16 protein-coding genes are annotated in these 18114 nt (G+C 49.5%); 6 read left to right on the forward strand and 10 right to left on the reverse strand.

The genetic code is table 11. The features are described from left to right. Nucleotides 1–15 precede the first annotated feature (15 nt). Nucleotides 16–1803, forward strand: coding sequence for a GmrSD restriction endonuclease domain-containing protein (locus tag ACSPJT_RS11000; RefSeq protein WP_435892600.1), 1788 nt, complete (start codon nt 16–18; stop codon nt 1801–1803). A gap of 222 nt (nt 1804–2025) precedes the next feature. Here ACSPJT_RS11000 and ACSPJT_RS11005 read toward each other — a convergent pair whose 3' ends face one another. Beyond that, a complete protein-coding gene (locus ACSPJT_RS11005; RefSeq protein ID WP_435892601.1) occupies nt 2026–2166 on the reverse strand; it encodes a hypothetical protein in 141 nt (46 codons plus the stop codon). A gap of 629 nt (nt 2167–2795) precedes the next feature. On the opposite strand from ACSPJT_RS11005, the gene ACSPJT_RS11010 reads away from it, so the two are divergent. The 4 genes from ACSPJT_RS11010 (at nt 2796) to ACSPJT_RS11025 (ending at nt 6064) form a co-directional block, all read left to right on the forward strand. Beyond that, nucleotides 2796–3509: a PEP-CTERM sorting domain-containing protein gene (locus tag ACSPJT_RS11010; protein ID WP_435892602.1), complete on the forward strand. Its 714-nt coding sequence runs from the start codon at nt 2796–2798 to the stop codon at nt 3507–3509. A gap of 135 nt (nt 3510–3644) precedes the next feature. Further along, nucleotides 3645–4391 (forward strand): type 1 glutamine amidotransferase domain-containing protein, encoded by a 747-nt coding sequence (locus ACSPJT_RS11015; protein ID WP_435892603.1) that lies wholly within the window; start codon nt 3645–3647, stop codon nt 4389–4391. A gap of 116 nt (nt 4392–4507) precedes the next feature. Further along, nucleotides 4508–5143 carry a hypothetical protein gene (locus ACSPJT_RS11020; RefSeq protein ID WP_435892604.1) on the forward strand — a complete coding sequence of 212 codons (636 nt, stop codon included), beginning with the start codon at nt 4508–4510 and terminating at the stop codon, nt 5141–5143. A gap of 174 nt (nt 5144–5317) precedes the next feature. Further along, a complete protein-coding gene (locus tag ACSPJT_RS11025) occupies nt 5318–6064 on the forward strand; it encodes a PEP-CTERM sorting domain-containing protein (protein WP_435892605.1) in 747 nt (248 codons plus the stop codon). Nucleotides 6065–6122: 58 nt separating this feature from the next. Here ACSPJT_RS11025 and ACSPJT_RS11030 read toward each other — a convergent pair whose 3' ends face one another. The 5 genes from ACSPJT_RS11030 to ACSPJT_RS11050 form a co-directional block, all read right to left on the reverse strand. Then, nucleotides 6123–6794, reverse strand: coding sequence for a fatty acid desaturase (locus ACSPJT_RS11030; protein ID WP_435892606.1), 672 nt, complete (start codon nt 6792–6794; stop codon nt 6123–6125). Nucleotides 6795–7046: 252 nt separating this feature from the next. After that, nucleotides 7047–7718, reverse strand: a complete 672-nt coding sequence (locus ACSPJT_RS11035) for a hypothetical protein (RefSeq protein WP_435892607.1) — start codon at nt 7716–7718, stop codon at nt 7047–7049. A 4-nt stretch (nt 7719–7722) separates the two neighbouring features. Beyond that, nucleotides 7723–11088 carry a choice-of-anchor Q domain-containing protein gene (locus ACSPJT_RS11040; RefSeq protein ID WP_435892608.1) on the reverse strand — a complete coding sequence of 1122 codons (3366 nt, stop codon included), beginning with the start codon at nt 11086–11088 and terminating at the stop codon, nt 7723–7725. Between the two features lie 271 nt (nt 11089–11359). Then, nucleotides 11360–12520, reverse strand: coding sequence for a fatty acid desaturase (locus ACSPJT_RS11045; protein ID WP_435892609.1), 1161 nt, complete (start codon nt 12518–12520; stop codon nt 11360–11362). A gap of 80 nt (nt 12521–12600) precedes the next feature. Further along, entirely contained in the window at nt 12601–12843 is a 243-nt protein-coding gene (locus tag ACSPJT_RS11050) for an RNA recognition motif domain-containing protein (protein WP_435892610.1), read from the reverse strand. 152 nt (nt 12844–12995) lie between these two features. On the opposite strand from ACSPJT_RS11050, the gene ACSPJT_RS11055 reads away from it, so the two are divergent. After that, nucleotides 12996–14105, forward strand: coding sequence for a Gfo/Idh/MocA family protein (locus ACSPJT_RS11055; RefSeq protein ID WP_435892611.1), 1110 nt, complete (start codon nt 12996–12998; stop codon nt 14103–14105). A 141-nt stretch (nt 14106–14246) separates the two neighbouring features. On the opposite strand, the gene ACSPJT_RS11060 is transcribed toward ACSPJT_RS11055, so the two are convergent. The 4 genes from ACSPJT_RS11060 to ACSPJT_RS11075 all read right to left on the reverse strand — a co-directional run bounded on the left by ACSPJT_RS11060 (nt 14247) and on the right by ACSPJT_RS11075 (nt 17952). Continuing rightward, nucleotides 14247–14918 carry a PEP-CTERM sorting domain-containing protein gene (locus tag ACSPJT_RS11060; RefSeq protein WP_435892612.1) on the reverse strand — a complete coding sequence of 224 codons (672 nt, stop codon included), beginning with the start codon at nt 14916–14918 and terminating at the stop codon, nt 14247–14249. 275 nt (nt 14919–15193) lie between these two features. Next, complete coding sequence (locus ACSPJT_RS11065) at nt 15194–15880, reverse strand: PEP-CTERM sorting domain-containing protein (RefSeq protein ID WP_435892613.1); 687 nt, start codon at nt 15878–15880, stop codon at nt 15194–15196. 254 nt (nt 15881–16134) lie between these two features. Further along, nucleotides 16135–16971 (reverse strand): PEP-CTERM sorting domain-containing protein, encoded by an 837-nt coding sequence (locus ACSPJT_RS11070; protein WP_435892614.1) that lies wholly within the window; start codon nt 16969–16971, stop codon nt 16135–16137. A 300-nt stretch (nt 16972–17271) separates the two neighbouring features. Further along, nucleotides 17272–17952, reverse strand: coding sequence for a PEP-CTERM sorting domain-containing protein (locus ACSPJT_RS11075; RefSeq protein WP_435892615.1), 681 nt, complete (start codon nt 17950–17952; stop codon nt 17272–17274). Nucleotides 17953–18114: the final 162 nt, after the last annotated feature.

Raw genomic sequence — 18114 nt, forward strand, 5'->3', positions numbered from 1 at the left:
AGGAATGATCAGCTTATGTCTGAGAATACACAGGAAACACGCTCAATTTCTGATTTAGTTAAGCTGATCGAAGACGGAAAATTATTATTGCCCGAATTCCAGCGTGATTTCAAATGGCCAATAGATAAATCATTAACGCTATTCGATTCTATCAATCGGAATCTTTTCATTGGCTCTCTTATTCTAGCTCGCCCAAAATTTGATTTAGCATGCAAGGGCTTTGACTTAAGAGAGAGGGGCTCAAAAAAGCATAAACCGAAACCTAAACTCGTCCAACGAGATGATTTTGAAACTAAAGATATATATACTCTATTAGATGGTCAACAGAGGACCACAGCTATCTATCGAGCACTTTTAGGAAAAGACGAAATATACTATATCTTTGAAGATTTTGATACATTATGTAGCGCAGAGTACTACGACAAGGCTTCCAAACGGAAAAAAGTTGGTCTAGAAAACTACATTTCTGGTGTTGATTCGCGCCAACCTAAGGATGAAATATTATTCATTAAAGTATCAGATCTATACAACTCTATTGACTACAGAGAACAGCGGTTTATTGACGAATACATTGAACCTCAATTAGATGAATATACTATTAATGATGACCAAAAAGAGGTCGCTAGAGAATTCGCTAGCGCAATGTTCAGCGATTTTAAAACTGACATTATTAAAAAAGAAAAGTTATTGTCAGTCCAATTACTTAATATGCCTCTAAAAAAGTTCTGTTTGTTTTTCGAGCGGAGTAATTCCATGGGGATGATCCTCTCTTTTGTCGATATTATCAATGCTAAGGTCTATATCGACTTTAAACTTTCTGCGGAAGTCGGTAAGGCCAAATCTCGTCAGTATTTTTATGATGGGTTGGTTGATCCTATTGTTCGTTATATTAATTATCTGGAAAATGGAGACGTTACCAGAACCTCTATATTAGAAAATTTAACTGGGGCTGATTTCAACAAACACTGGGCGACTTGTGTAAAAGATATATGCTATATCCAATGCTGGCTGGAAGATAATGATTGGCTATTTAGAGTAAAAGAAATACCCTATAGAACAATGCTGTTACCCTTATTGCATTTTTATCAAAAATTACCCAATAAGGAGTTTTCACAAGCATCTTCAGAACAGATGGATCAGTTAAAATATTGGTTTTACGCATCCTTAATGGATAACCGTTATGGAGGTGGCGGTCACGGATCAACAAATATTGTCATCAAAAAGGATTGTGAAGCTCTACGGCTACTTGCTGAAGGAAAAAACATCAGTAAGGACTATTGGGGACGCATACGCATTCTATCAGATTTCGATAGCTACAAAAAAACCGATAATGCAAAAAGTGCCAGCTTCATGGGTTTAACTTACTACCTTTGGCATAAGAAAAAGTTCCTTAATTTTGAAAACAATGCTACTATTTCCGTAAACAACAAAGTTGATGTTCATCACATTTTTCCAGACAACTATTTAAAGAAAAAATTTGGGGTCAATTCAGATGAATATGATTTTTCTGATTCCGTCTTGAACAAAGTAAGAATCAATAAAATATCAAATATAAAAATAGGAGATAGGTCACCAAAAACTTATTTATCTGAAATAAAAAAGAGTAACGCTGATATCGAAACATCATTAAAAAGCCACTGTATTAATTGCGCCAATGATCTAATTTCCGGTAATTTAGATGATGACTATTTAGCTTTCATCCAAAAACGATATGATGAACTCGAAGTGCATATTCAAAAAATTAAAAAAGCAGGGCAGAAACTAAGTGATGGGAAATATAAAAAAATATGGGGTTCTTCATAACTGTCTAATCGAAAAGGGGAAAAAGGGTCAGCAACTGTCTTTAGTGATTATTTTCATTACGCGGATTGAAGTTGATTTATATGTTTCTTCATCAGCGAGTTTAGCTAGCAAAGCTGCTTTCTCATGACGGCAGTGGGTGCGAGCTTCTTGGGCTTTCCTTTTCCTAATAGCCTCTGATAAAACTCTTTCAAAATAGGGTATACCGTGAGCCTGAAAGAGCGGTCATATACAGAGATTGGCGTATCTCCTGCGACCGCCAAAGATCTTCCTTTGTCCCCTCATCTTGCCACTGTCGAGATTAAAGGGCGCGAGTCCGGCGAGTGACGCGGCTTCTTTGTTAGTGATTTTCCCAAGCTCGGGCATGGCAACTAACAGCGGGAGAGCACTATTTTCACCAACACCTTTTATAAGAGTGGTCGGGCATAGAAATGTATCATTCGATGAAACGGCGGTATACTAGAGTGGCACGCCGTTAAACAGTTTGGGCCGACCGACTGAAGGCCATCTTCACACGAGTCAGGATCCGGTATCCTAAATCCCAACGGGATTAAGCACCCTAGCCCAGGGTTGGATCAACCCTGGGTTCATCCAAGGCTCCCATCTGAACGCTGAAGGCGTTCTGTAGTCCGTGGGCTCATTCCCACCTCGCCCCTTCACAATCCCTTCAGGCATGGCATCATCACGGGTCTCTTACCTGGGGTTGTGCCAACCCCAGGCTAGGATGCCCATTCCCGTTGGGATTTTTTTTATTACCACTGCTAAGAAAGGACTCTTCGGCTTTCTGCGCATATAATCTTCTCACACAAACAAAAAGAGCGAGTGTTCACCCATGCACTTCCGCCCCCAGTTATGTCACTTAATGCGAACGCTAAAGCCTTGTGAAGCACTTACGCTGTATCTCGAAGCAGATAGCCACTATTTTTTAAATATTCTTTGACATCGTAATCCTGTGTTTATATCCCGCCCCTTCCACACAAAAACCCATCTGAGTAATGAAAAGCAAACACACCCTCCATTCAGCCCTGGCATTCACGTTATCCCTCACGGCAGCTGAGGCAGTCGTAACCAATATTGACTTGCAAATGGCAAGTGGTGAATTTGGTAACAGAACTTTAACATCTGAAGGCACTATTGGCTTTGCTCCAGGTAGCGGTAACGTCTCTAACTCTGGCGGAGCTGATCAATCTATCACTTACAGGATTTCTGGGTTATCATTAGATAACTTCGGTACTGGTGATGACTCAGTCGATATCACACTTGGCCTGTTTGCGACAAGCAACGGCGCAGTAACCGGAATGGGTACTGCCTTCGGTCACTGGGGAGTTAATGGCAGCCTGGTTTCCCCTACTCAAACTATCACTTTCACCATCGACGAAGCGACTGTCAACCTAGGAGCCGGTGGAACCGAAACCGCTACTGTGGCAATCAACGGTTTCTCTGCCTTCAACCTATTGAACGTTGCGGCCAACGAAAGATACAGCATCACTGGAACCGTTGCTAATAACGTCACCGGTGCTGATCCAGTACAAGATGTTCCTAACCAGTTCACAGGAACCGAACAAGCATTCACCTATGGAGGCAACGTTGGTGACATGCGCGTGGGCGAACTCCAAAGCTCAATCACCATCACGTCAGTGCCAGAGCCATCATCAGCCGCTCTTTTCGGACTTGGCGGCCTTGCTTTGATTTTGCGTCGCTGTAAGTAATCGTCTTTTCCACCACCTGAAATTCATCATTCCCAACTGCCGCTCATGTGTGGCAGTTGGGATTTTTTTCGGTCTCAACCATCCACCCATCCATTGGAGTCAGACAAATTGTCTCATGCGCTACGTTACCCAGTCATGAAAACAATCATCGCTCTCATCGCCACCATTTTACTCATCCCCCTGGCACAGTCGGCGGATGATAAACAAACCGTTCTCATCGTCGTCACCAACTACGGTCAGATGCCCGACGGAAAAACTACCGGACTCTGGCTCGCCGAGGCCACCCACCCATGGCAAAAATTCGTCAAGGCTGGTTACCAGGTCCACTTCGCCAGTCCCAAAGGAGGCAATTCTCCCATCGATCCGCGCAGCACCAAGAAACCCGACGCCATCAACGATCAATTCTTAAACCATAAGGCCTATCAAAACGCCTTGAAAAACACCAAAGTCCTCAAAGACTTGGATCCTAACAATTATGCCGCTATTTTCTTCGCAGGCGGTCATGGCACGATGTGGGACTTCCCCAACGCAGCCGGAGCATCAGAGATCGCGGGCAAAATCTACTCCCAAGGTGGCATCGTATCCGCCGTCTGTCACGGCCCTGCAGCATTGGTGAACTTGAAACTCCCTGATGGCACTCTACTCATCAAAGGTAAAAAAGTGACTGGCTTCACTAACAGCGAGGAAGAAAAAGTGGGCCTCACCAAAGCCGTTCCATTCCTTCTCGAAGACAAACTCAAATCCCAAGGCGCAAGCTACAGCTCCGGAGAAGATTTCAAGCTTCACACCGTTGTGTCTGATCGTTTGGTCACCGGCCAGAACCCTGCCTCGGCAGGCCCTGCTGCGGAGGCTGTAATCAAGCTTCTGAAAAACTCCCGTTAACTTGGGATGAGGAATTGGGTGAGTTCACTATTTTAACTTCATCTCATTGTCCTCCCCCAAACGTTTATTATCAAATCGCTGGCTGAAAAGCTTACCAGCGTGTTGTGAATCGAGCCATGAGCCATAACCACACAAAGTCCCAACCTCAAAATGGCAAAGTCGTGCTCATTTTCGGCGGCATACTCGCTATGATTACGCTTTTAGGAACCCTTGCCATATGGCCGCCTATCGCCAGCTGGCTGCCTAAGGAAACCGTTACTGTTAAGATGGTAGGATCCGATAAGCGCATGTCCGGAGTGACCGGCCAACGCGGAGCTACTTCATCAGCAGGGTTTTCGATCAAAGTGGTCGATGAGAACGGTTATCAGCAAAACATCAGCTGCCCAAAACCCACTTACGAAGCGCTCACTGGGGACTATGGAATTGCCAGCTCTATCAAGCTCGTTCGCAATCCACTGTTCAAAACTCCTGTTGCGTTTCTCAAGCAACGTGAGTCGCTCATCAAATACTCACCCGGCTCGGCTCTTGAAAAGCTCAACTCATCCACACCTCCCGCAACACTTCAGTCATTCCCCGTTGTGCGTTGGCCAGTGGCTTGGTTTATCTGCGGCCTGTTGCTATTTGCTCTCGCTATTTACACGACGGTGAAAATCATCGGGTTGTGGCAGCATCGGGCTGTCATGATCCCCGCCTGTATCATCGCAAGTCTCACAGGCATTGGCTTGGGGCTCTATATGACTAGTGGTATCTAGATGATTCGTGTGGGGCTTGTACATTTCGTTTCGACTTCAGGTATTTCGGAAGAGTATAGCTCCGGACAAATAATCTCCCCTCTCGGCAAGACTACCGCTGTGATTTAGTCATTGCTCGATGTAACAATTTCGATATTCTATAAAGCACTCGTAAATTCAGAAGACCACACAACAATGAATACTGTTATTATTACCTCTCTCGCGATTGCCCTAACAAGTGTGGCAAATGCTTCCGTGATCGCTGTTAACTTTTCCGGCCGTTCAGACAATGGCAACCCTGGAGCAACACCCGATCAGCTCCTTACCCAATCTGGAGCATCCGCTGGAATCGCTGCAGGAGTCAATGGAACCACAACCTTCACGGACGTGATTGCCAGTTACAATGGGGTTGGCGGTGCTGGGCCGCAGACCATACTAGGTACTGACGGCAGTAGCCTGGACCTCACCTACACATCAGTAGGAACATGGTCTAAATCTGCCAGTAGCAGCCGCGTGGCTGCCGCCGAAAATGCCTCCGGAGACTTAACCGACGGCCACATCGAGGGAAATAATCCCACAGGAATCTCGGTCACATTAGACAACATCAATTACACAGGCACTTATGACCTCTATGTGTATTTAGGCGATGATGCAGGCGGTAGAAGCGCCAGCATTTCCTTAGGTGGAGATACGCGCTCCTATACCAGTCAGATTTTTGACGGCACATTTGTAGACGCATCTGCTGGCGGAGGCATTGCTGGTGATTACATGTTGTTCTCCGGACTAACAGGAACTTCCCAGACGTTTCAACTAGGCGGTGTTGATAATGCGAACCGCTCAGGTCTTCTTGGCTTTGAACTTGTAGGAACCGTGCCAGAGCCATCGAGCACTGCAATGCTCGGACTCACCGGTTTAGGTTTCATCCTGCGCCGCCGCCGATAACTTACAGAGTTCTCGTCCTTTTTAACAAAGCCGCCTACAACTCAGTAGTGGAGGCTTTTCAGGCTGCTTTTGATCCCGATTCCGCTCCGGTATCAACCTGTCTCATTTGCCTTTTCAGCTGGCCAAAGCTGATGAGCTTTTTGGCCTCCTCATCCCATAGTCTAACATTCAGGCATCTGAAACTATCCCACAGGCTCATGGGTGGCACGGCTGTGAACATCGGGTCTGAGTAGTGGCAGCGCTCGAGATTGTAGTTAGGGATTCTCGAGCTGAGATGGTGCACGTGATGAAAGCCTATGTTGCCTGAGAACCACTGCAGGATTTTTGGTAGCTTATAATACGAGCTACCCTTCATCGCCGCATCAGTGTATTCCCAGCTGTCGGTATTTTCCCAGTAGGCATCTTCAAACTGGTGCTGCACATAGAACAGCCAGAAGCCGGCTGAACTTGCGATGCCGATGGTGATGAGCTGGCAGATCAACCAAGGGATGAATCCAAAGATCGAGATCAAGCCCCAGGCCAATCCGACAATGGCGATGTTCATCATCCAAACGGAAATTTTCTCACGGCGCTTGGCACTTTTGAATGCGAAACGCTGAACCACGACGAACATTACCAGAGGTGTGATAGTAAAGAGGATGAACGGATTGCGCGTCATCTGATATTTGAACTTCCCCCATCGGCTCGAAGCGAGATATTCGTCCACTGTTAGGGTGGGGACGTCGCCCATTCCGCGGCGTTCGCCACAAGCGCCTGCGCGGCGAGGCGATGGAAAAAGCCCTAGAAGCCCCCATCCTGGTGGCGGAGAAAGAGTAAACCCACCCACATCACTTCTTCAAAAACCACGGCACCGTCATCATGCGGTCTGAGGTTTTTTCGTCAATGAGAGGGCTCAGCAATATACTTTGCGCGGTAACTGATGAAAACTACAGCTTCAAATTTTTCTGTTAGGCTATGAGGGTCCGATTACCAACATGCTCTGTTAGCGCCACCTTTTAAACATCAGCAGACAGGCGCTAGCTAGCGATAGCAGACCCAACGAAGGCTCGGGCACTTGCACGGTCTCCACATTGAGCGTCAAGCTATCGATCTGGTGTTCCGCGCCACCCGATAGATCTGCCGCGAAAAGTGTGAATGTTCGCTCTGCGCTGACGCCTAAAAAGTCCGAGAGCTGACTAGTCCTCGCATCTCCGGTTACGACGCTGGTTGGCAAGGTGTCTCGTCCATCCGGCTGAAAGCTGCCAGTAAGCGGGCCGCTCAATGCAGTCGTGCTGTTGCCAGTCACAGCTGGCCGGTAAACGTGAAAATCAGTGAAAGCGAGGTCAGAAAAGGTGACCATCATGCTTACGCTATCGTCATAGCCGTCCAGTGTACCAGAATCACGTCCGGCTCTGTTAGCCAGTGTGACAAGACTAGTGCCGTCACTCAGATAGAAGTAGAGATCCCCCAAGAAAGGGAAACTTCCACTGGTGCCACTGATCGAAATATCCACAGTGATGGAGGTGATCTCTTCACCGGGTCGATCCAGCACAAGAGTTCTAGCGAGACCCGCCGTGGATCCATCAGGGATGAGACCGCCAACGCTATCCGTCAGTTGCACAGTAGCGCCATTGGCTATGACGGGAAATAAGAGGGCTAAGATGATATGTTTCATTGTGTTAGGGTGCGCTGTTAGCAGGATCAACGGCGCGGTAAAAGCGAGTTTCAGGAAGAGGCCCAGGATCATTGAAGGTCATGATTCCGCCTGAGGGACACGTGACCGCAGCTCCCATCGAGATCCAAACTGACATGTCAGATGAGCTTTGTAATTGGTAAACAATTCCAGGAATCCCAGCGACGATGATGGCCGCAGAATCACCCTCCACCTTAATCTCAGAGATATTGACCGTGCCGCCATTGCCGTTTCCTTCTGGCGTGATCTGAACCGTGCCTTGGACTGTCTGAAAACCGTCGCTTGCAATGAAAGTAAAACTGTCACCAATCGTTTGGCCGGGTGCTGGGGTGTAGATGATAAACCGATCGGTCACCCTGATGCTGCTTCCCGCAGCGGCTGTTGCCGAAGTAGATTGCAGAGTCAGCGGCAGACCCATTCCACCTGTGATGGAGGCGAGGAGATCAGTAATCAGAATTTTGGTGGTGAGGTTGTGTGAAAATTGGGCAGAGTTGGCAGCAGCGATGAGCGCAGTTGTGAGTTCGTAGGCTCCAATATCGAGCCCTCCGATCAAGCGCGGCGCTCCCCGCTGGTCAGTGGTAACTCCAGCGGGAATAAAACTATTGTCGCCAGCGCCAATCGCAGGACTTCCGGGAGAGAGGGCACGGGTTAAGGTTAAGCCGCCAAAGTCAGCCAAGGGGCTGAGGACATCCAACATTGTCAATCCGCTGGGCAGGCCGATCAGGTTGCTCTCATTCGTGAACGATCCCAGAGAGGCGATATCCTGAGCTCCGCTCGCATTGCTCGAGGTATTTCCAAGCGCGATGGAATTGGTGACCGTAAGGGTTCCTCCAATATTGGCAATCCCACCGCCCTCACCATTGAGCACCGAGTTTTCACAGAACGTCGAGTTGGCGACCGTCGCCACGGCGGCACCCCCACCGGAAATGTCCACGTTGTAAATGGCGCCACCCCCGTTGAAATTGAAGGAGCCGGTAGGCGGGAGGAAATTCGCGGCATTGCCCGAAAAGGTCGAATTGGTCACCGTCAATTCGGGGCTTTGACCAGTCTCAAGACTGGCGTTCACAATCGCTCCTCCTCCCAGAGTCGCGGTGTTGTCTGCAAAGGTCGAATGGCTCACGGTGACCACTCCGCCGATATTGGAAATTCCGCCGCCGCCACCCGCTGTGACTTGATTCCCGGAAATCATCGTGTGGGTGACGGTGAGGTTCGCATCGTTATTCTGGATGCCTGCGCCACCTCCCGGGAGCCCTTCGCCGTCCACCAGCCCGTCCCTGATGGTGAGTCGATCCATCGTGACGATATTCCCAGCGCCGGAAACCTTGAACACCCGATGCGTATGACCGCCCGTGATGATGGTGCTGGCGGGCGACTCGCCCTGGAGCGTGACCGGGTGAGTGATTTCAATCTGCTCGCCCTCAGCGTAAATTCCTGCCGCAAGAAAGACGGTGCCGTTGAGACAAATCGCATCGACTCCTGCTTGCACGGAAGCGAAGGCATCGACCCCAAAGGTGAGTCCCGTGACCTCATTGGGAGCACCAAAGTTCCAGATGACCGTGTCTCCTGGAGCGGGAGACGGGGGATAGAAATCAATCGCTTGGTCAACGTAGACATTCGACGAGGCCGGAAACATCAAGGTGGATCGATTAGTCACCCCGAAGGAGTTTCCAAAATCGTTGGTCACCGCACTCCCCGCAATCAGCACCGAAAAATCGTTCCCTGCCGTAAATGCGGCAGGAGAAGTGATGGTGAGTATTGTACCAGAGAGCGTCGCAGTGGAAGCAATCGTGCTGCCGGTTGCGGTGTTCACGAGACTCACTTGCGTCAGATCTGCGATCGTGACCTCCTGGTTGAAAATGATGTCGACCGACTTCTCCGACCCGGAGCACGACTTGCCTGAAACAAGGATTGGGTAATTCGCTTCGATGGCTCCGATATCCAATCCTCCGTCGTATGGTCTGGAAAAACTTGAACCTCGCTGCTCCGCGCCTGAAAAGGAGAGCTGGATGTCAGCGATGAAGGGATTAAATAGGGTGGTTCCCGGTCCCAGGTAGTTGTAAGGCAGGTTGAATTCGTCGAAATCCGCGTCTCCCGCATTGATCGCGGGACTACCAGCCACCAGCGCATGAGTTCCAGTAGGCCCGCCATTGTCCGCGAGGGCGGGTTCGAGTAATTCGGCTAGTTCGATCCCAGTGGAGTTAAAGGAGAGATCGATTCCCGGCCTAAAGGCCTTAAGATTCTTCTGATCACCAATAAAATTCACGCCCTCAAACCTAATGGTCCCAGTGTCTCGAATATCGGCATTTAGGATTGGGGGGGGATCAAGAACAGAGTTCCCAGCGATGATACTGTTGGCGATTAGCACATCTGGTACCGAGAGAAACAAGTAATCGTCGTTCCCTGTCACCGTAGAGCTTAGCAAGGCGAAAGACTGACCTCCAAGATGAAAAATACCTCGGTCGTTCCCAGAGATCGTCGAAGAGTAAACCATCGCGTCCGCTTGAACAAATGTGAGCCCCTCTGCAGAATCTCTGATCGTAGAGTAATAGACGAGCGTAGAACTCGCGGTAACGCCGTAAATTCCCGAGCCTCTGCATTCTGATATTCCAGAAGAAATCAGGTTGAGTCTGCCTCGATTAATGATGCCATTGCTGCTCCTTGAGATGGTCGACCGAATGACTCCGACGTGTCCAAAGCCGTTCAAAACTCCTATTCCATTTCCTGTAAAAACTGAATCGACGATCCTCGTCAATGGTCCTTTATCGGCATCCAGTGCAAGCACCACGTAGGCCTCCAATCGGATCGCCTCTGTAAGGTGACCCGAAAAATGGCAATTGCGAATGATGAGATCAGCCCCGAGGGAATTCACCCCATCCGCGCCCGCGGCAAACTGACGTCTTTTCCCATCGACGATGGACATATTTTGAAGTGTGACGCCGATCCCACCGTCTTCAGCAGCCGTGATCTGCAAGACGGGGTGCTCACCGGGATCATCGATAGAATTGCCATTCGAAGCGCCGGTCAATATGGAGACCCCCGGGCCATCGCCGGAGAGAGTCACAGAATCAGAAATCGTTATCTCGACACCTTCATCATAAGTGCCTGCAGCGATGGATACCCTGCCACCCGAATTCACACCATCAATGGCACTCTGAACTGAGGTGAAAGCGTTCGTTCCGAAGACAAGATTGCCGACAGCATCCGGAGTGCCGGGTTTCCAAGTCACCGTCATCCCGTTGGTGGGATTCACTGGTAAAAAGTCACCGGGCTCATCCACATAGACGGAACTGGCAGCGAATAGGCAAGAGGAGAGAGAGAGTAGCAGTGCTACCGCAAGAGAATATGATTGCATGGTGGTGTGTGTTTTGGCCAAGGACGCGGAAAACAAAGAGATCGTGCGCTAAGGAAGGGCAGGACCCTTTGAAACGTCCGTGGAACTAACAACACTGATAGATATAACCACGCGGAGCGGCTTTCACCGTAAATGAAGCTTGTTCTATGAGTCAATTTAATTCCTTTAAATATAAGAGCTTATTGATCTGTGACTCATTTACCGTAGCGCCAGCTGGTGCCACAGAATAGCTGATCGCTCAGACCAGGACAGATTGGGCGTCCACGTTTTGTTAGGCCGCTTTCGATTTCGCCCTATCTCCGCTGTCGGCCTGTTGCATTTGTCTTTTCAACTGGCCAAAGCTGATGAGCTTTTTGGCTTTCTCGTCCCACAGTCTCACATTCAAGCATCTGAAGCTGTCCCACAGGGTCATCGGTTGCACGGCTGTGAACATCGGGTCTGAGTAGTGGCAGCGCTCGAGATTGTAGTTAGGGATTCTCGAGCTGAGGTGGTGCACGTGATGAAAGCCGATGTTGCCTGAGAACCACTGCAGGATTTTTGGTAGCTTATAATACGAGCTACCTTTCATCGCGGCATCGGTGTATTCCCAGCTATCGGTATTTTCCCAATAAGCATCCTCAAACTGGTGCTGCACATAGAACAGCCAGAAGCCGGCTGAACTTGCGATGCCGATGGTGATGAGCTGGCAGATCAACCAAGGGATGAATCCAAAGATCGAGATCAAGCCCCAGGCCAATCCGACAATGGCGATGTTCATCATCCAGACGGAAATTTTCTCACGGCGCTTGGCACTTTTGAATGCGAAACGCTGAACGACGACGAACATTACCAGAGGTGTGATAGTGAAGAGAATGAACGGATTGCGCGTCATCTGATATTTGAACTTCCCCCATCGGCTTGAGGCGAGATATTCGTCAACTGTTAGGGTGGGGACGTCGCCCATTCCGCGGCGTTCGAGATTTCCTGTGGTGGCGTGGTGGGTGGCGTGCTCCCAGCGCCAGTGAAAATAGGCAGTGAAGGTCAGCGCACCGGTGATAAAGCCCCAGGCGTCATTGGCTTTTCGAGATTTGAAAAATGATCCGTGCCCGCAGTCGTGGAAGATGATGAATACCCGCACCAACAAGCCGCCGGCGACAATGGCGATCGGAACCGTGAGCCACCAGGAAACCGAGAGGCTCAGAAACATCATGTACCAGAGCAATGCGTATAAGCCCACCGTGTTGAAAATCTGCCAGTTGGCACGCCAGCGGCTGGACTTCTGAAACTCCGCCACGATCGCCTTCCACCGGGTGATTTCCTTCCGCTGCCTCGCCTTATCGGCCAATTGCCCTGGGGTTTTCCTAGTCTTCTTTTCAACAGGATCCTCAGAACTCTCGCCCTCCGATGAATTTGGCGTCTGTTCGCCGATGGGATTGATGTTCTCAAGTGCCATGGGTGACGGTACTCGGATATCGCCGTTTGCCCAGCAGCGACTTGTTCAACATTGCCGGGGGCAGGCTGAAAAGGCTCCGACTACTTCTCCTCAGCCACCTTCACGCGGATGCGGCTGTTGGCGATGGTCTTGTCATTGAGGTTCTTGATCGCAAACTTGGCGCTTTTGACATTGGACATTTCCACAAAGCCGAAGCCCTTCGAGCCACCAGTCTGTTTATCCATCACCAGATCACAGGACGTCACCTCACCGAATGCCTCAAAGAGATTTCTGACTTCAGCTTCTGTGGTGCTGCGCGATAGGTTCCGGATGATTATTTTCATAGCCCCATAAGCTAGTCGGTGACTGGGAAGTCAATGGAATTAGAACCATGAGGTAGAAAGTGAAATATTTACCCCACTCTATTTTTTAAATAGATCGGGACGACAAGTCCTTCTCCTTGGCAAGGGTAGCAGGGTGGTGTTTATTAATATGCATGAATGCAAACTCGTTGTCGCGCCGCCCGTTTTTGAAGACTGTGATCGGAGCAGGGCTGGCCACTTCCATCGCCAATGGACAGGAAGCTGGAGGTAAGCCAGACAAGAAGAAATTGGGTTGGGCCGTGGTCGGTTTGGGTGGACTCAGCACCAGATCGATCGGACCTGCATTTTCGAAAGCCAAACATGCGCACCTCGCAGGAGTGGTTACAGGCACAGCCGAGAAGGCCAAGACCTGGCAAAAGAAATACGGGTTCAAAGACAGCGGCATCTACAACTACGAGAATTTCGACGAGGTGATCAAAAACCCTGACATCGATGTCGTTTACCTCGTCTTACCCAATTCCATGCACCGTGAGTTCACGCTCAGGGCGGCGAAGGCTGGTAAGCATGTCTATGTGGAAAAACCGATGGCGATTTCGCCGACAGACTGCCGGGAGATGATCGATGCCTGTCAAAAAGCCGGGGTGAAATTAGGAGTCGCATATCGTTTGCAATATGAGCCCCATCACAAGGAAATGATTCGGTTTGCCAAGGAGAAGACCTTTGGCAACGTCCGTCACATTGACGCGGGATTTGGTTTCCGAATGGGTGGCTCAGACGGATGGCGATTAAAGAAGGATATGGGCGGCGGTGCCCTCCTCGATGTGGGGGTCTACGTGATCCAAGCGACCCGCTACATCTTTGATGAAGAACCCATCATGGTGAGCGCCTTGGAAACTAAAACGGACCCAAAGAAATTTGCCGAAGTGGATGAAACGATCACATGGACCATGAAGTTCGCCTCCGGAAGAACAGCGAACCTGCTGTGCTCGTTTAACCTGCGAGGGTACAATCAACTCACCGCCTTTGCAGACAAGGGGCAATTTGGCATGGGGCCTTGTTTCGGAACTGGGGGACAAAAAGGTTGGACGTCCGACCCAAAAAATCCGTTAGACTTCCCCCAGACGGATCATTTCCAGGTGCAGATGGATCAGTTTTCGAAAGACATTATGGAAGGCAAGGAATCGAAGGTGCACGGGCTGGAGGGCCTAAAGGACCATCTCGTGATGGAGGCCGTCTTCAAATCAATCGCGAGCGGAAAAGCGGAGTCGGTGGAAAAAGCGTGAATGATCTCTGGCAGAGAACTTTTTCAACACTGTTCATGCCGGAGATCACCGCAAGATTTACTTCCCATTCCGTTCATAAAAAAGCCCCCCGAGAATCTCGGAGGGCTTTGCTGAAAATTAATCTGTTTTCGCTAAGCTCGCCTACTTGCGACGGCGGAGGATCAGAGCGAGGCCTCCGAGGCCGAGAAGTGCGACTGAGGATGGCTCGGGAACGGCATCCCCTGTTAACACGACATTGTCTACAAAAGTAGCGCTGCTGGTGTCGTTGTTACTTGCGCGATCGTCCACGTAAATTCTGAACTCGATTGAGGATAATCCGCTGTATTTAGAATCTGACAGATCGACTGGCAAGCTTGTGCCGGCAGTTGTAATATCCACAGCAGAGCCTATTTGTTGGCCATCGGCAAAGCCATCTACGTCTGAAAACACATAGAAGTCTTCAGCGCCATTGGCCGCCCTGCCAACATCCAAGGTCAGATTTTGCAAATTCAGGATAAAGCCGCTTTCAGCAGTCACTGTAAACGTAAAATAATCGTTAGCGGCAATCGCACCCGCGAGATCATTCCCCTGTCCGGCGGACAGCCCCAGGCCACCTGAAGTGAAACCGTTAGATACCTGAGTCCTATTCATATCGAATCCAGCACCTGAACTAAATATGCTTGCGGTAGAATTCATGTCCGTGTCTGACGAGGTGAAATCAACCGTCTCGGTGCCAGCGCCAGCGGCACCCGGATCTGGATTGTTGAATTCATATGAGGCAAGAGTAGCGGCCATCGAAGACGACGTTCCGGCTAGCAGTCCTATTGCTAGCATGTGTGTTACGGTACTTTTCATTGTTTGGTATTGGGTTTGTATGTTTGAGATCTTGAATCCCTGACGTGATCCGAATCCATCAAGTCATATTCATGACAGGTATGAATCCTACCGCTGGATTCATTCATTGTAAATAGCGGTTCTCCACCAACACATGCCCTAAACCCACATGTGGCATCGCCTCTTCAGAGAGCCAGCTGCCATTCCTAACAAAAAAGCCCCCCGAGAAACTCGGAGGGCTTTGCTTAAAATTAATCTGGTTTCGCTAAGCTCACCTACTTGCGACGGCGGAGAATCAGAGCGAGACCTCCGAGGCCTAGAAGCGCAGCGGAAGATGGTTCTGGCACAGCAACCCCTGTTAACACTACATTGTCTACGAAAGTAGCACTGCTGCTTGTGCTATTATTTGCGCGATCATCCACGTAGATTCTAAACTCGATGAAAGATAAGCCGCTGTATTTTGAATCCGATAAGTCGACGTCCAAATTGGTAGTTCCCTCGCCGATATTCAGTACTGAATCTATTTGTTGGCCTGCGACAAAGCCATCTACGTCTGAGAACACATAAAAGTCTTGAGCGCCGCGAATCGATCTGCCGACGTCCAAGTTCAGATTCTCCAAATTCAACGTGAACCCGCTTGCAGCAGTCATTGTAAACGTGAAGTAATCTTCAGCACTGATCGCACCCGCGAGATCATCTCCCGTACCGTCGGAAAGTCCAAGCCCATCTGAAGTGAAGCCGGTCATTACCACGGTCGTATTTAAATTGAATCCAGCACCTGAACCAAACGTGCCGGCAGTAGAATTGATATCTGTATCCGACGAGGTGAAATCAACTGTATTGGTGGTATTATTACCCGGATCTGAGTTGTTGAATTCATACGAGGCAAGAGTTGCGGCCATCGAAGACGATGTTCCGGCTAGCAGTGCTATTGCTAGCATGTGTTTTACTTTACTTTTCATTGTATTATACGGGGTTTGTATGTTCGGGATCTCGACGTGCCTGACGTGATCCGAATGCATCAGGTCATATTCATGACAGGTATGAATCCTACCGCCGGATCCATTCATTGTATATAGCGGTTCTCCACCAACACATGTTCTAGACCCACATGCGGCATCGCCTCTTCAGAGAGCCAACTACCATTCCTAACAAAAAATCCCCCGAGAAACTCGGAGGACTTTGCTTTAAAATTATTCTGTTTCGCGGGACGCTATTATTTACGACGGCGCATGATCAGAGCGAGGCCACCAAGGCCTAGAAGGGCCGTAGTCGATGGCTCAGGAACTGCGTCGATAGTGAAACCTGTGAAGCCACCACCCTGTGTGCTGAGTCGTTGTTGCGTCTCAATACCGAACTTTCCAGACGTAGCACCGTCCAAATCAACATCGAAGAACACCCAGTTCGGCGTAGCTCTGTCTGCAGCGCCATCGCCACCCGTGCCTGCATTTTCCAACCCGGTTACTGAAGCAAAGGCATTGCCCTCGCCATCTGTGATTCGCAGCCCCGTCGGATCCCACCGACCATTCGCAGCAGCCTGTGTACCCGCAATAAGACCAATACGGAAGAGTTGTGGCATATCGGCCGTAATGGTAAATTCCAAAACTTCACCCCAGTTTCCAGCACCACCAGAGGGCACGGTGGCAAACCCTACAAAACCGAAATCAGAAACCGTGACGCCAATAGGTTGCGTTGGATCATCCATGGGTCCTTGAATAGGGTCGGTAGCAACCGAAGTCACGTCAGCGCCAGATGTAACCGATGTGTAGGTGAGCCCTACCTGGGTATTCAGTCCGAATGGCTGACCGTTATTGTTAGTAGTGCCGTCTCCAAATACGAACACTCCGTTAGTGCCATAGACGTTGTCGCCATTGTTATCGAAAGTCTTTACCACACCGGTAGAACGATAAGCGGTTGCCTCATTAGTTGCGGAACCATCCCCTAGGATGTCGTAACCTGTGCCATCACCAACTGCAGTGACGGATATTGCTGAATGTGCAGTAATAGCACTCGCACAGAGCGCAGTGCTGATCATTGTGAATGTTGTCTTCATTTTATTGATTGGGTTTGATGTGTGTTTTGAGTTTTACGATCCGTTCATCTGTCGTGCACGAAGTGTGTCAATACTGACAGTTATACTCATGATCGTGATGAACATAGCACACAACGGCCTTATGGTGAATGCTGTCTTTCCACCTAAGCATACGCAGAATCCACATGGTTCAGGTTTTGCCATCTTCTGACACAAAGCAGACTGCTTCCCGAATCGTTGCTGCTTCAATGGAAAATAAAAAAAGCCCCCCGAAGAATACGGAGGGCTTTGGTAAAATGAAATCTGCTTCGATACGCGCGATTACTTGCGGCGGCGCAGAATTAAGGCGAGGCCTCCGAGGCCTAGAAGAGCGACTGAGGAGGGCTCGGGTACTGGCGTGATCGATAGAGTAGCTGCGGGGATCGCCGTGCCGGTCGGCGTGCCAGTCGTATCACCGATGTCCCACTGGTGTGTACCGCCATTAGGGTCGGTGAAACGGAAGGCAGCATATTGATTGGCGAAGGTATCGCTACTGATCGACGTTACATCAAGAGTTTGATTATTCCCCGCAGATGCAGCACCACTGAAGAGGGTCTGCACGATTGGAGCGGCTCCCATAGCAATCGCAGTGGCGCTTGCTCCATTCATACCGTTTGTGCCCAACGTATCATCGGCAAAAGTACCGATATATTCGATCTGGATTTGATCAAGGGGTGGAGTGTTATCCTGAGCACCAAGTGAATAGGTAAGGGTGATGTTCGTGGCCGTATTCAGATCAACTGTAGTAAAACTACTGATATCAAAGATAATTAATCCGACAAAATCAAAAGTATTACCGTCATTTCTGCCAGCACGGCCGACATCATTATTCACCCGCTCGTCTGTGCCTGCGGAAACTTGGAAATAGGTCCCGTCAGCTGAGGGGTTGAGGATAGTGGTGGCAGCGCTGAGTGACGACAAAGTGGCGATAGTGCATGCCGATGCTAAGAGTCTTGTTTTCACGATGTTTTGTGGGTTTGGTGTGTTGTATTGCGGAGTTCTCAATCGAGAGCCGATCAAGATCGACATGAATGCAGTAGCCGGATTCTTTCTCTAGCGCCTGACAGTCATGATTCCGATGAATACTATCACTAGGGCTCTCCGCACTCAATAGGCCAGCTCCAC

This window comes from Oceaniferula spumae (assembly GCF_042849255.1).
Classification (GTDB): Bacteria; Verrucomicrobiota; Verrucomicrobiia; order Verrucomicrobiales; family Akkermansiaceae; genus Oceaniferula; species Oceaniferula spumae.

Coding starts and splice junctions, on each gene's coding strand:
- ACSPJT_RS11060 (WP_435892612.1), bottom strand. CDS start 14,918: ATGCTAGCAATAGGACTGCTAGCCGGAACGTCGTCTTCGATGGCCGCT.
- ACSPJT_RS11025 (WP_435892605.1), top strand. CDS start 5,318: ATGAATACTGTTATTATTACCTCTCTCGCGATTGCCCTAACAAGTGTG.
- ACSPJT_RS11035 (WP_435892607.1), bottom strand. CDS start 7,718: ATGAAACATATCATCTTAGCCCTCTTATTTCCCGTCATAGCCAATGGC.
- ACSPJT_RS11020 (WP_435892604.1), top strand. CDS start 4,508: ATGAGCCATAACCACACAAAGTCCCAACCTCAAAATGGCAAAGTCGTG.
- ACSPJT_RS11045 (WP_435892609.1), bottom strand. CDS start 12,520: ATGGCACTTGAGAACATCAATCCCATCGGCGAACAGACGCCAAATTCA.
- ACSPJT_RS11000 (WP_435892600.1), top strand. CDS start 16: ATGTCTGAGAATACACAGGAAACACGCTCAATTTCTGATTTAGTTAAG.
- ACSPJT_RS11030 (WP_435892606.1), bottom strand. CDS start 6,794: ATGGGCGACGTCCCCACCCTAACAGTGGACGAATATCTCGCTTCGAGC.
- ACSPJT_RS11050 (WP_435892610.1), bottom strand. CDS start 12,843: ATGAAAATAATCATCCGGAACCTATCGCGCAGCACCACAGAAGCTGAA.
- ACSPJT_RS11010 (WP_435892602.1), top strand. CDS start 2,796: ATGAAAAGCAAACACACCCTCCATTCAGCCCTGGCATTCACGTTATCC.
- ACSPJT_RS11015 (WP_435892603.1), top strand. CDS start 3,645: ATGAAAACAATCATCGCTCTCATCGCCACCATTTTACTCATCCCCCTG.
- ACSPJT_RS11005 (WP_435892601.1), bottom strand. CDS start 2,166: ATGCCCGAGCTTGGGAAAATCACTAACAAAGAAGCCGCGTCACTCGCC.
- ACSPJT_RS11070 (WP_435892614.1), bottom strand. CDS start 16,971: ATGAAGACAACATTCACAATGATCAGCACTGCGCTCTGTGCGAGTGCT.
- ACSPJT_RS11065 (WP_435892613.1), bottom strand. CDS start 15,880: ATGAAAAGTAAAGTAAAACACATGCTAGCAATAGCACTGCTAGCCGGA.
- ACSPJT_RS11040 (WP_435892608.1), bottom strand. CDS start 11,088: ATGCAATCATATTCTCTTGCGGTAGCACTGCTACTCTCTCTCTCCTCT.
- ACSPJT_RS11055 (WP_435892611.1), top strand. CDS start 12,996: ATGAATGCAAACTCGTTGTCGCGCCGCCCGTTTTTGAAGACTGTGATC.